The sequence below is a fragment of the Parvularcula maris genome (assembly GCF_024505085.1).
Lineage (GTDB): Bacteria > Pseudomonadota > Alphaproteobacteria > Caulobacterales > Parvularculaceae > Parvularcula > Parvularcula maris.
This window is the reverse complement of sequence record NZ_JANIBC010000019.1, coordinates 18,278-30,974: the sequence shown is the minus strand read 5'-3', so window position 1 is coordinate 30,974 and position 12,697 is coordinate 18,278. Positions and strand designations below refer to the sequence as shown.

The 12,697-nt window shown below is 65.0% G+C and carries 9 protein-coding genes; 6 read left to right on the top strand and 3 right to left on the bottom strand.

Annotated features, from left to right (window positions below; genetic code table 11):
- Window positions 1-8 precede the first annotated feature (8 nt).
- The 5 genes from NOG11_RS13885 (at window position 9) to NOG11_RS13865 (ending at window position 7,396) form a co-directional block, all read left to right on the top strand.
- Window positions 9-2,057 carry a 3-hydroxyacyl-CoA dehydrogenase NAD-binding domain-containing protein gene (locus tag NOG11_RS13885; protein ID WP_256620394.1) on the top strand — a complete coding sequence of 683 codons (2,049 nt, stop codon included), beginning with the start codon at window positions 9-11 and terminating at the stop codon, window positions 2,055-2,057.
- Between the two features lie 155 nt (window positions 2,058-2,212).
- Window positions 2,213-3,418: a thiolase family protein gene (locus tag NOG11_RS13880; protein ID WP_256620393.1), complete on the top strand. Its 1,206-nt coding sequence runs from the start codon at window positions 2,213-2,215 to the stop codon at window positions 3,416-3,418.
- A 24-nt stretch (window positions 3,419-3,442) separates the two neighbouring features.
- Window positions 3,443-4,639: an acyl-CoA dehydrogenase family protein gene (locus tag NOG11_RS13875; RefSeq protein ID WP_256620392.1), complete on the top strand. Its 1,197-nt coding sequence runs from the start codon at window positions 3,443-3,445 to the stop codon at window positions 4,637-4,639.
- Window positions 4,640-4,642: 3 nt separating this feature from the next.
- The gene (locus NOG11_RS13870) at window positions 4,643-5,746 is read left to right on the top strand and encodes an acyl-CoA dehydrogenase family protein (RefSeq protein ID WP_256620391.1); all 1,104 of its coding nucleotides are present in this window, start codon (window positions 4,643-4,645) and stop codon (window positions 5,744-5,746) included.
- A 144-nt stretch (window positions 5,747-5,890) separates the two neighbouring features.
- Window positions 5,891-7,396, top strand: coding sequence for a spinster family MFS transporter (locus NOG11_RS13865; protein ID WP_256620390.1), 1,506 nt, complete (start codon window positions 5,891-5,893; stop codon window positions 7,394-7,396).
- 13 nt (window positions 7,397-7,409) lie between these two features.
- Here the strand turns inward: NOG11_RS13865 and NOG11_RS13860 are convergent, their stop codons facing one another.
- Complete coding sequence (locus tag NOG11_RS13860) at window positions 7,410-8,528, bottom strand: DUF3089 domain-containing protein (protein ID WP_256620389.1); 1,119 nt, start codon at window positions 8,526-8,528, stop codon at window positions 7,410-7,412.
- A gap of 232 nt (window positions 8,529-8,760) precedes the next feature.
- On the bottom strand, window positions 8,761-10,035 hold the full coding sequence (locus tag NOG11_RS13855; RefSeq protein WP_256620388.1) for an alpha/beta fold hydrolase: 1,275 nt from the start codon (window positions 10,033-10,035) through the stop codon (window positions 8,761-8,763).
- Window positions 10,036-10,309: 274 nt separating this feature from the next.
- Here NOG11_RS13855 and NOG11_RS13850 point away from each other — a divergent pair, with 274 nt between their 5' ends.
- A complete protein-coding gene (locus tag NOG11_RS13850) occupies window positions 10,310-10,894 on the top strand; it encodes an ECF-type sigma factor (protein WP_256620387.1) in 585 nt (194 codons plus the stop codon).
- A gap of 100 nt (window positions 10,895-10,994) precedes the next feature.
- Here NOG11_RS13850 and NOG11_RS13845 read toward each other — a convergent pair whose 3' ends face one another.
- Window positions 10,995-12,611, bottom strand: a complete 1,617-nt coding sequence (locus NOG11_RS13845; protein ID WP_256620386.1) for an FAD-dependent oxidoreductase — start codon at window positions 12,609-12,611, stop codon at window positions 10,995-10,997.
- Window positions 12,612-12,697: the final 86 nt, after the last annotated feature.

Sequence of the window (12,697 nt, the reverse complement as noted above, 5' to 3'; positions counted from 1 at the left end):
GAGCCGTCATGAGCGTCAGCACCAGCAAGGAGGACGGCGTCCTCGTCATCGTCTCGGACAACCCCCCGGTCAACGCCCTCGGCCACGGGGTGCGCGAGGGCATTCTGCGGGGCATCGAGGCGGCGCGGACGGATCAGGAGGTGACGGCGGTGGTCATCGCCTGTGACGGGCGGACCTTCCATGCGGGCGCGGACATCACCGAGTTCGGCAAGCCGCCTCAGGACCCCTCGCTGCCCGAGGTGATCGAGGCGATCGAGGCGCTGGACAAGCCCGTGGTTGCGGCCCTTCACGGCACGACCCTCGGCGGGGGGCTCGAAGTGGCGCTCGGCGCGCACTACCGGCTCGCGACCCCAAGCACGAAGCTCGGTCTACCGGAGGTCAAGCTTGGGCTTCTGCCGGGGGCGGGCGGCACCCAGCGCCTGCCTAGGGTGGTGGGCGTGGAGGCGGCGCTCGGCATGATCGTGAAGGGCGACCCCATCCCGGCGAAGAAGGCCGAGGCCATGGGCCTCGTCGACGAGATCGTGCCCGAGAGCGAGCTGAGACAGAGGGCGATCGCCTTCGCTCGGTCCAAGGCGGGGAGCGCGGAGCTTCCCCGCTCGGGCAGGCGCACCGACAAGATCACGGCCGACGGCTCTGTCTTCGACGATTTCCGCCGCGCCAACGCCCGGCGTCTGCGCGGCTTCGAGGCGCCCGAGGCCTGCATCGAGGCGGTGAAGGCGGCGACGGAGCTTCCCCTGGAGGAGGGCCTGAAAAAAGAGCGCGAGCTCTTCATGAAGCTGATGATGGGCGAGCAGTCGGCGGCCCTTCGCTACCTCTTCTTCGCCGAGCGCGCGGCGTCCAAGATCGACGACGTACCCAAGGACACGCCCCTGATCGAGGTGAAGAAGGTCGGCATCATCGGTGCGGGGACGATGGGTGGCGGCATCGCCATGAACTTCCTCTCGGCTGGGCTGCCGGTCACCCTGGTCGAGCGCGACCAGGCTCCCCTGGACCGGGGCGTCGGCATCATCCGCAAGAACTACGAGGCCACCGCGGCGAAGGGCCGGATGAGCCCCGAGGCTGTCGAGCAAGCCATGGGGCTTCTCACCCCCAGCACCGATATGAACGACCTCAAGGACTGCGACCTCATCATCGAAGCTGTCTTTGAGCTGATGGAGATCAAGAAAGAGGTCTTCAGCAGGCTGGACAGTATCGCCAAGGACGGCGCAATCCTCGCCACCAATACGAGCTATCTCGACGTGAACGAGATCGCCGCCTCCACCAAGAGGCCCGAAAGCGTGGTGGGTCTTCACTTCTTCTCGCCCGCCAACATCATGCGCCTTCTCGAGATCGTCCGGGGGGAGAAGACCTCGGACAGCGTGCTGGCGACCTCGATGGCGCTGTCCAAGAAAATCAGGAAGACCGCCGTGGTCGCGGGCGTCTGCCACGGCTTCATCGGCAACCGGATGCTGGCGGTGCGCCAGGCGGAGGCGAACAACCTGATCCTGGAAGGGGCGAAGCCCTGGGACGTGGACCGGGTGCTGGTCGAGTTCGGCCTGCCCATGGGGCCGTTCCAGATGGCCGACCTCGCCGGCCTCGATATCGGCTGGGACCCGGAAAAGACGTCCTCGTCCACCATCCGCGAGGTGCTGTGCGAGCGGGACCGGCGCGGCCAGAAGACCGGCGCGGGCTTCTACGACTACGATGAGAGCCGCCGGGGCGCCCCGTCCGCGGAGGTCGAGGAGGTGGTGGCGAGCTTCGCCGAGAGGTCCGGCCGCGAGCAGCGAAATATAGGCGACCAGGAGATCCTCGAACGCCTCCTCTACCCCATGATCAACGAGGGCGCGAAGATCCTCGAGGAGGGCATCGCCCAGCGCGCCTCGGACGTCGATATCGTCTGGGTCAACGGCTATGGCTGGCCCGCCTATCGCGGCGGGCCGATGTTCTTCGCCGACCAGCAGGGGGCGGCGGAGGTGCTGGCCGGGCTGAAACGCCACGAAGCGAGGCTTCAGGACGGCTTCACCCTGTCGGAGCTTCTGAAGCGGAAGGCCGAGGAGGGCGGGCGGTTCACCGGCTGACGCTTCCGATTCCTAAAAGCGGCACGGATACGATTTGTTTATAAATGGGACTTGAGAGCGTTTTTCGAAAAACCGGAACGCTCTCCCATTGGCAAAGCGGTGCGGCGTCCTTAGAACGGGACGATAGCTGTTAGGTTGCAGAGGAGCCCGGACACATGACCAGGGAAGCCGCCATCGTTTCCACGGCCCGCACGCCCATCGGCCGGGCGCATCGGGGCGCGTTCAACGCGACGATGCCGGACGTTCTCGCGGCCCACGCCATGAACGCCGCCGTGGAGCGTGCCGGGATCGATCCCCTACGAATCGACGACATCTATTACGGCACGGGCAACCAGTACGGTCCTCAGTTCTACAATATCGGGCGGATGAGCAGCTTCACGGCCGGCCTGCCGAAGAGCGTGCCCGCCTTCACCCTGGACAGGAAGTGCGCGTCGGGCCTCACCGCCGTGGCGCTCGCCGCGCGCTCGGTCATCGCGGACGATGCCGATGTGATCCTGGCGGGGGGAGGGGAGTCGATCTCGACCACCATGGTGCCGAACATGGCAGGCCCCCACTGGCGCTCTCCCACGGTGAGCGAGGCGGAGCCCGACGCCTATATGGCGATGATCGAGACCGCCGAGATCGTCGCCGAGCGCTACGGCGTCACCCGTGAGGACCAGGACCGCTTCGCCGAACAGAGCCAGCTCCGCGCTGCCGCCGCCACGAAGGAGGGGCGCCTGGAAGAGGAGATCGTTCCGCTCACGGCGGAGAAGGTGCTGCGCGCTAAGGACGGCCAGGAGGCGGGTCGCGAGACGGTGACCCTCAGTGCCGACGAGGGCATTCGTCCCGATACGAACTACGAGGCGCTCTCGAACCTCAAGCCGGTCTTCAGGGACGGGCTCAAGGTGAAGGAGGGCACGAACATCACCGCGGGGAACGCCAGCCAGCTCTCCGACGGCGCGTCGGCCCAGATCGTCATGGACCGCAAGACCGCCGAGGCGGAGGGCCGCGAGGTGCTGGGCATCTTCCGGGGCTTCCAGGCGGCGGGATGCGAGCCCGACGAGATGGGCATCGGGCCGGTCTTCGCCGTGCCGAAGCTCCTGGACCGGGCGGGTCTCTCCGTCGGCGACATCGACCTCTGGGAGATCAACGAGGCCTTCGCCAGTCAGGCGCTCTACTGCCAGCGCAAGCTCGGCATCGACCTGGAGAAGCTCAACGTCAACGGCGGCGCCATCGCCGTCGGCCACCCCTTCGGCATGACCGGCAGCCGCCTCGTCGGCGCGGCGCTCCTGGAAGGCCGCCGCCGCGGCGCGCGCTTCGTGGTCGCGTCGATGTGCGTCGCTGGCGGCATGGGCGCGGCCGGGCTATTCGAGATCGTCTGAACCCTGAACCGGGAGCATCATGTCATGGACCTCAAATTCTCACCCGAAGACCAGGCTTTCCGCGAGGAAGTCCGCGCTTTCCTGAAGGAGAAGCTGCCCCAGCGCCTCTCCGACAAGGTGCGCAAGGGGCAGCACCTCAGCAAGGCGGACATGGAGGAGTGGCACGCCATCCTGCATGAGCGCGGCTGGCTCGCTCCCCACTGGCCGGTGGAGCACGGCGGCACGGACTGGAGCGTGATGCAGCGCTTCATCTTCGAGACCGAGATCGCCATGGCCCATGCGCCGCGCGTCGTGCCGTTCGGGGTCTCCATGCTGGGGCCGGTGCTGCTGAAATACGGCTCGGAGGAGCAGAAGAACCACTGGCTGCCGCGCATCCTGGATGGCTCGGACTGGTGGTGCCAGGGCTACTCCGAACCGGGCGCGGGCTCGGATCTTGCGAGCCTCAAGACTAAGGCCGTGCGCGAGGGCGACCACTACATCGTCAACGGTCAGAAGACCTGGACGACCCTCGGCCAGCACGCCAACATGATCTTCTGCCTGGTACGGACGAACTCCGAGGGCAAGAAGCAGGAGGGCATCTCCTTCCTGCTCATCGACATGAACACGCCGGGTGTCGAACTCAGGCCGATCAAGCTCCTCGACGGCGATTACGAGGTGAACGAAGTGTTCTTCACCGATGTGAAGGTGCCGGTGGAGAACCTTGTCGGCGAGGAGAACAAGGGCTGGACCTACGCCAAGTACCTTCTCACCTATGAGCGCACCAACATCGCCGGTGTGGGTGCCTCCATGGCGGCCTTCAAGGTGCTGAAGGAGGCGGCCTCCATGCAGTTCAGGAACGGCAAACCGCTGATCGAGGACCCCCGCTTCGCCGCACGCCTGGCGCAGCTCGAGATCGACCTCGAGAACATGAAGACCACGAACCTTCGCGTCCTGGACGCGGCGGGCCACGGTAAGGCGCCGGGGGCGGAGAGCTCCATGCTGAAGATCCGAGGCACCGAGATCAGGCAGGAGATCAGCGATCTCATGCGGCGCGCGGCGGGCAGCTATGCCAGGCCCTTCATCGAGGCGAGCTTCGAGGAAGGCTATAACGGCGAGCCCGTGGGTCCCGCCTTCGCAGGCCCTGTTGCCAGCGACTACTTCAACTACCGCAAGCTCTCGATCTTCGGCGGCTCCAACGAGGTGCAGCGCGAGATCATCACCAAATCCATGCTGGGGCTCTGAGCGATGGACTTCTCTCTTGGTACGGAGCGGGAACTGCTCGCCAACTCCCTCGGACGCTACCTCGCCGACAAGTTCGGCAGCGAGGCGCGCCTCAAGGCTCTCGCGAGCCCCGAAGGCTGGTCGCGCGAGGCCTATGACGGGCTCGTGGAGCTAGGCGCGGTGGGCGCGATGTTCACCGAGGAGGCGGGCGGCTATGGCGGCTCGGCCTTCGACATCGCCGTGGTGTTCGGCGAGATCGGCCGCGGCCTCGCCATGGGGCCGTTCCTCGGCACGCTGATGGCCGGCAAGGTGCTGGAGGCCGCAGGCGAGACGGCGGTCATCGAGGAGGTGGTCGGCGGCGAGAAGCTCCTGACCTTCGCCCACGAGCCTGCCCAAGGCCCCGATGGTCGCGCCGCCGAGCCCGTCCGGGCCGAGAAGGCGGGCGATGGCTACAAGCTCACCGGCGCCAAGGGGGTCGTGTCCTTCGCAGACGAGGCGGACCTTTTTGTGGTGATGGCGGGAAGTGGGACGGAGCTGTCGACCTTCCTCGTGAAGGCGGGTGCCCCCGGCCTCACGGTGCAGAGCTACCCGGTCGTGGACGGAGGAAAAGCGGGCGAGGTCGTCTTCAAGGACACCCCCGCCGCCCTCATCGGCGAGGAGGCTAAGGCAGCACAAATCGTGGATCAGGCCGTGGCGGCGGGGCTCGTGGCGCTCGCCTGGGAGGGCTACGCGATCATGCAGGTCCTCCGTGACAAGACGGTCGAGTACTTACGCGAGCGCAAGCAGTTCGGCATTCCCATCGGCAAGTTCCAGGCCCTTCAGCACCGCATGGGCACCATGGCGCTCGAGGTGGAGCAGGCTCACTCCGCGGCCATCAACGCCGCCGTGGGCCTGGAGGAGGGCGGTAACGCCGCGCTGCGCGCCGCCTCCGCCGCCAAGGTGACGCTGGGCAAGAACGGCTCCCTCCTGGCGGAAGAGGCGATCCAGATGCATGGCGGCATTGGCATGACGTGGGAGTTCGCCGTCTCGCACTACGCCAAGCGCCTGATCATGATCGGCCACGAGCTCGGCGATGAGGACTACCACCTCCAGCGCTTCATCGATCTTGGCAAGGAAGAAGCTGCGTAGGTCTGCCTAGACTATCGGACTGGGTATACGAAAAGCTGGTCTGACAACAAACAACGATGCTGCTCCAGGCCTCTGAAGCGGTGAAAGGGAGTGCATGGGAACGAAACGGCGAGGGGCACTGAGACAGGTTCTCAGGGTGAAGAGATGAGCCAAGGCGCAGCCAGTCCGGCAGGGCAGGGGACCGGCTACGGCTCTGTCCGCTACCGAAGCTATGTACTGACGGTTCTCCTCGTCATCTACGTGCTGAACTTCGTGGACAGATCGCTTCTCGCGGTGGTGGCGCGGCCTCTCAAGGCGGAGCTGGGGATCGGCGATACGGCCTTCGGTCTTTTAAGCGGTTTCGGCTTCGCGCTCCTCTACACGGTCGTCGGCCTGCCGATCGCGCGGCTGGCCGAGCGGCACCACCGGGTGTGGATCATGGCGGCGAGCCTCGCCGCCTGGTCGTTGATGACCGCGCTGTGCGGGCTATCCACGGACATCGTCATTGGCTCGACCACTATCGGTGCCTTCTGGATGCTGCTGACCTTCCGCGTCGGGGTGGGGATCGGCGAGGCGGGGTGCACGCCGCCTGCGAACTCTCTCATCGCGGACTACTACCCGCCGGAGAAGCGGTCCACCGCCCTGGGCTACTACGCCATGGGCGTGACCATCGGCACGGCGCTCTCCTACCTCATCGGCGGGCCGATCACCGACCTCTTCGACTGGCGGACTGCGTTCGTCGTACTGGGCCTGCCCGGCGTCCTGGTGGCTGTCCTCCTCAAACTGACGGTTCGGGAGGTGCCGCGAGGCTACTCCGATCCGCCGGGAACGGAGCGAAAGGAGCGGGCCAGCATAGCCGATGCCGTTCGGGAGCTCGCCTCCAAGCCTTCCTACTGGTGGATGACGGCGGGGGCGACGATCTCGGCCTTTTGCGGCTACGGGATCAGCAACTTTCTCTCCCTCTACATCCAGCGCACGTTCGATGTCTCGGCGGGCAGCGCCGCGGTCAATTTCAGTGCCCCCGCAGCACTTTCCGCTGCCGTCGGGACGTTCCTTCTCGGCTGGCTGGCGGAGAAGCTCACCAGAAGAAACAAGGCGGCCATCGCCTGGCTCGCGGCGGCGGGGCTCGCGGTCTCCGTCCCGTTCTACCTCGTCGCCTTCACGACGGAGACCGTCTGGTTGTGCCTCGCGGGGCTGATGGCTGGCGGTTTTCTGAAGTACGGCTACCTAGCCGCTCAGTACACGATCGGACAGGGTGTGGCCTCGCCTCGGGTGCGCGCCACCTCGATCGCGCTTCTTCTCTTCGTGGTCAACCTCATCGGCTACGGCCTCGGGCCGCTCTTTGCCGGGATCGTCTCCGATGCACGCTTTGGCGCCATCGTGTCGCGTTCACCAGCGCAGGACGTGACGAGGCAGATGTGCGATGCGGCCCAGGAAGCGGTGAACGCCGCAGGCCGCGCTGCCGACGGCGCACTATCCGCCGCTGAGACCAGCCGTGTGCTCGCTAGTCTCGATGCGCCAGTCAGCGAGGCGCAGTTCGCGCTGTGCAACTACGCCAATGCGAACAGCACGGAGTGGTCCATGCTGTTCATCTCGCTGTTCTACATCCTGGCGGCGGCGTGCTTCGCGATGAGCGCCCGGACCTATGCGAGGGACGCAGCGGCCCGGTGAGCCTTAAGCCCCCTCAGTCTTTCGCCCGGTAGGCCGCGGCCTGGCTCTCCACCAGGCCGATCAGGTCGCCCTGGGCAAGACCGACATCGTGAAGGTGCAGCCCCCAGCTTCTGAGGATGGTTCCTGCGACCTGCACCTCGCCGCCGATATCGTCGGTTCGCGGATCGTCCGGGTCGGCATCGACCGAGATCAACAAGAAGCTCGCCCCGTCCTCTTTCATACAGCTACCTGAGATGAGCCCTGGCACTTTGACGAAGGGCGTCTTGATTTCCTGACCCTTGACCCATGGGGCGGGCGGGCGTCCGCTGGTCCCGTAGGCTGCCGCGGGAAGGATCGCGTCGAGCGCCGCCGGGCCGCTCCCGCCGAGATCGCCGGGGTTGGTGCAGAGCACCTCCGTCCCTTCCTCCGCGGGCCGGCCGAAGCGGGCATCCTGGGGCGGCGGGGCGTCGCTCTTGAACGAGACGTAGGAGATGACACAGCCCGTTTCCCGCTCGTCCTTGCACGGAGCCAAGTTCTTGAAGGACCCCCGATCCCCGCTCTCATCCACAGCGACGTTGAAGCCGATCAGCATGGCGGAGAGCATCCGCTCCTGGACCGGCTTGCCGTCGATCTCTCGGGCGATGAGGCTGGTGAGGATGTTCGTTCCCTGACTGTGACCGACGAGCACGAAGGGGCGCCCGTCGTTCTCGTTTTCCAGGTAGTAGGCGAACGCAGCCGCCACGTCGCCGTAAGCCATGGCCGGGTTGATGCCCTTGTTCGACCCGGCGAAGAGCTGCCGAAGCCCCTGGATGGAGACCTGCCGGTAGACGGGCGCGAAGGTCCTGCAGACCGTTCTGAAGGGGGCGAACTGCGTCCTCGTCACCCCTTCCTCGGTCTCGTCCGCTTCGAGGTCGCTCATGGGCGAGGGGTCGCCGGAGACCGTCGGGTAGACGTAGAAGCAGTCCACCTCAGGGTCCCTCGCTGTAGGAAAATCGACGACGGACGTCTCGCCGTCGGCTTCGATCACGGTGGCGGAGAGGTCCTCCGTACAGATATCTTCGCGGCCGGGATAGCAGAGCCAGTGGTCAGGTTCAGTGTAGTCCGCAGGAGCCTGAGCGGCAGTGGCGAGAAGAAGGTTGAGGAGGAAAGGCATCGAAGGCTCCTGGCAATGGCTCTGTCGCTGAAAAAGCGAGTTCGAACAGAGGGTATGTTCTAGAGAACTCAGGCGCAGGCTTGCAACCTTCCATCTGAAAGCTGCGTATGCCGGGCCGCAGCAGCTCTGGCGACAAGCGGTACGCCCTGCGTTCCGGTGGGAACCTACGAGGCTCAGAGCTTAAGACGTAAAGGAGCGCCATGGCCCCCGCCGGGACCATGGCAGGGGCTTCTTAGTAGTCTCGAAGCTGGATCGTCACCCTTGCCCCATCAGAGGGCAGCTTGCGGGCCGTTACGAACCGCGTGCGGCTATCGAAGCGCGGGCGCGAGATGATGGAGAGCGGTGCGTCGGCATCCGCCTCCACGAAGAGGTCCGTCGCCGCTAGAAACGCGATGAAGGGAAAGGGGAAGGGCACCATCTCGACATTGCTTACGCCGTCGAGCCCTTCGTCGAAGGCAAAGATCGTGCTCGGTGCACCAACGAAACCGGACGGTGCCGTGGCCTCGTTGATGACCTCTGCGCTGTCGATCAGCAGGCTGTCGTTAAGGCCGCCCCGGTCACCCCAGTACTCGACATTGCGGTTGACGTTGATGGCGACGCTCGCAGGACTGGTGGGAATGAAGGCGCTGATGCCCTCGCCTGGCCGAGAGGTGTTGAGGCGCACGAAACGGTCCGAGCGGCGGAACGGCTCGTAGAAGAAGTGATGGTCCCGCTCACCTTCACGGACGATCACGAACTCGTAGTAGCGGAACGGCTTCGCGCGGAAAGGTCCGAAGTCGCCGGTCTCGTCGATCGAAAAGCTTGCGACCTGGCGACCGATGCGCCGCCCACTGAACGGGCTCACGCGGTAGATTTCCACTGTCGCGCCATCGACACCGACATTGTCGGGAAAGATCACAGCTTTGCCCTCGATCTCGAAGCGGCGTCCGAACTGAGGGATCACCTTTGTCGTCTTCGGCTCCTCACCATTGATGAACCGGTAAATCTCCGCAAAGCTCTCTTCGGAGACCGCGACCTCGATATGCTCTTGGTCCGGAACGGTCACGTTGACACCCCCCACGACGACACGCGGCACCTCGCGGTCGACCGCGCCCGCCCAAAGGGCGAGGGTGGGAACGCCGCCGGGAAGCGCCTCGGCGGGCCGCCCGTCAATATTGACGTAGGACGAGACATTAGCGGCCCGCGCCGGATCTTCGAGATAGGCCTGACTGACCGTGGTGCCGCGCGAGTGGCCCATCAGCACCACCTGCTCCCGGCCGGTCTCCTCCTGCAGCGCGGTGATGACGGCATCGAGTTCGGCAAAGACCACGGGCAGGTCATCGGGGAAATCGAGGTTGCCGCTGTCGTACTCGACCGCTGCCAGCCAGGCGTCGGGATACCCGTTGGAAGCGAAGCGTTGGGCTTGGGCGGAGAACTGCGACGCCGATCCGGAACCTCCATGAACGAAGATGACGGGATCGCGATCGAACGGCTCGCCTCGGTCACGTCCGAACTTGGCTTCTGCCATACCGTTCATAAGAACCAGCACAGCTAGGAACAAAAACACTCTCCTGGTCAGGGACATCTCATTTCCTCCAAAGCTTTTGTTTTTATGGTACGCAGGCCTTTTTGCAGTCGATGATAGGGCTGGGGAGGGAAGACACAACAGCACTGCGCAGTTGAACGATTTTACGAAAAATGGACGAAGGGTGGTCTCAGCCATCTCTACCGAGCTGGTTCAGATGGCCGTGGGCACCGTCGGGGCTCTCGGACCATGCCGAGGCTGGAGCGCCGCTTCTTTTATGTTAAGTCTCGACGACCGGGCAGGGGAGGTCGCTGTGGACGGGGAGCGGGAAGAGCCCATGGAGGGCGCCGAGGTCGAAGGCTGGATGTTCGAGGACATCCACGCTGAGCTGGCGGCACTGGCCTCCTACCTTCTGCGTCAGGACGAACGTCACGTCAGCCTCCATACCCACGACCTGGTCGGAGAAGCGATAGCCCGGCTTCTCGGAGCGGAGCGTCTCGTGGTGGACGATCCGCTTCACCTGAAGAGCCTCGCTGCAAGGGCTATGCGCCGTGTCTTGATCGACCGGGCGCGCAAACGTAACGCCGAAAAACGAAGTGGTCAGCGCCTGACCCTGAGAACGGATGACGGAGTCTTCGCCGAAGGCAACGCCGCGTTGGTACGGCTCGACGAGGCCCTCATCAGGCTGAAGGTGATCGACGCGGACCGAGCTCATCTGGTCGAGCTGCGCTATTTCGGTGGTCTGAGTATATCCGAAGCCGCGGAGGTTCTGGGCACGTCGCCTTCCACGGTGGAGCGGTCCTGGCGGGCGACGCGGGCCTGGCTAAAGAGCGCGCTCGAAGAAAGCCTCGATGACGAGTGATGGGTGGGAGACCCTGAACAGTGTGTAGCCGTACATATGAAATGATGCTACACGGATGATTGGCGCTCCCTCCGACTTAGAGCCGCGGAAGCTGTACCACTTACCTTTGTGCTGCCAGATGGTCACCGAGGCGCAGGGCGAGCGCGATGATCGTCAGTGTCGGGTTGGCCCAGCCGCCGGTGGGAAAGACCGAAGAGCCAGCAAGATAGAGGTTCGGGCTTTCGAAAAGCTTGCCGTTCGCATCCACCACCCCTTCCGACGGGGTGGCTGCCATTCTGGTGGTGCCCATATGGTGGTAGCCGCCGATGGCGTGACTGCTGACAAGGGGGTCGTTCTTCCAGAGCGTGTCAGGGTCGTCCAGCCAGGGGGAGGGCAGCGCGGTTCCGGCTCCCATGCCACGAAGTGCCTGGTCGAGGCACTCTACCAGTCCCCGTGCAGAGTGTTTGTCGATCTCCGACAAGCGCCAGTCCAACCGCGCCTTCCTCATGCCGAACCGATCGGTATCGCGGGACAGAAGCACACGGCTGTCCGGGTTCGGCGCTTGTTCGGCGCGCGCTACGACGAAGAGACCGTGGGTGTTCTGCTTGCGCGCGTACCGGCCGGCCTGGGGCCTTGGGTAGGTCGCAGCGGAGACGTGCAGGCTGGCCTGCTTGAGGGAGTGGTAGGTACGCCGGAACAGCTTGGTCGCAGGGAGACCGTGCTTGGCAGAGGCGATCAGACGTTGGTGGCGCGCCTGGGGCTGTCCCTCCCTCCTCCGTAGGGCGATGGTCGCCGCGGTGTTCAGTAGGCCGCGCTCCCTCTGTGCTGCCTCCGACGGGCGCAAGGCGGGAGCGTATCGCTGTTTGTTCCGGAAGATATATTTGGGGAAGAGACGGAGGAGCGAGCCGGCGCCAATCTTGGTCTTCTCGCTGGGCACGACCTCACCGATCCGGGCATGGGGGTGCTCCATGAAGTACCGCCCGACGAGGCCGCGCCCATTGCCCAGCCCGTCCGGCCTCGCCGGGGCAGCCGCCAGAAGGAGCCGTGCGTTCTCGATACCGCCGGTAGCCAGGACGTAGTGCCGTGCCCTGACAGTGAGGGCAGCATGCTGAAAGTTACGGAAGACGGCGGACCCGACGGTTCCGTTCTCCGACACGTCAAGACTGGTCAGCGATGCCCCCATGACGATCTCGACGCCGAGGCCAGCCAACTCATCGGCGGTGCTCGTGAAGCGCTCTGCTCGGTCGTCGAAGGCCCAAAGAGGCTGGTCTATGAGACTAGCGTCGAGGCTGGCATCTAGTCCGAGGTCCGACAGGCTCGAGGCCGGAACGACACCCAGCCGACGAAACGCTTCTTTCGTGTACGGCCTTATCTCTTCGTAGGTGACTGGCCAGCCGGAGTACGGCACCCAGGGACGGCGCTCATAGTCGATGGGGTCGAGCGCTGCGCAGCGCCCTCCCCAGATCGCGGTGCTGCCGCCATAGAGCCTTAGGCGCGCGTCACGCAGGGGGTAGTAGTTGTGGGAGCCTGCGGTTTGATCGCCATCGGCGAGCTCCTGCGTATTGGCGTCGAAGTCGTTTAGACCGCTCTCGACCAGGACGACCTCGCGGCCATGATAGGCAAGATGTCTCGCTACCGTCTGCCCGGCAGCGCCTGCTCCAATGATGCAGAACTCGGACTGCAGCGCTGCGTTCTCTGCCTCACGATCAAAGGAACGGATATTCTTTACACTGCGCAACGCTTGATCCCAATCGGTACACCTTCCCGCGATGACTGCCGGGGAAGGCTTCGCAGGTTAGCCAAGATACGAGCTGAGATAAACAG

Excerpts from the sequence above, each read along its gene's own strand:
- NOG11_RS13870 (WP_256620391.1), top strand. The coding sequence starts at position 4,643 with ATGGACTTCTCTCTTGGTACGGAGCGGGAACTGCTCGCCAACTCCCTC.
- NOG11_RS13880 (WP_256620393.1), top strand. The coding sequence starts at position 2,213 with ATGACCAGGGAAGCCGCCATCGTTTCCACGGCCCGCACGCCCATCGGC.
- NOG11_RS13860 (WP_256620389.1), bottom strand. The coding sequence starts at position 8,528 with ATGCCTTTCCTCCTCAACCTTCTTCTCGCCACTGCCGCTCAGGCTCCT.
- NOG11_RS13885 (WP_256620394.1), top strand. The coding sequence starts at position 9 with ATGAGCGTCAGCACCAGCAAGGAGGACGGCGTCCTCGTCATCGTCTCG.
- NOG11_RS13850 (WP_256620387.1), top strand. The coding sequence starts at position 10,310 with ATGTTAAGTCTCGACGACCGGGCAGGGGAGGTCGCTGTGGACGGGGAG.
- NOG11_RS13855 (WP_256620388.1), bottom strand. The coding sequence starts at position 10,035 with ATGGCAGAAGCCAAGTTCGGACGTGACCGAGGCGAGCCGTTCGATCGC.
- NOG11_RS13875 (WP_256620392.1), top strand. The coding sequence starts at position 3,443 with ATGGACCTCAAATTCTCACCCGAAGACCAGGCTTTCCGCGAGGAAGTC.
- NOG11_RS13865 (WP_256620390.1), top strand. The coding sequence starts at position 5,891 with ATGAGCCAAGGCGCAGCCAGTCCGGCAGGGCAGGGGACCGGCTACGGC.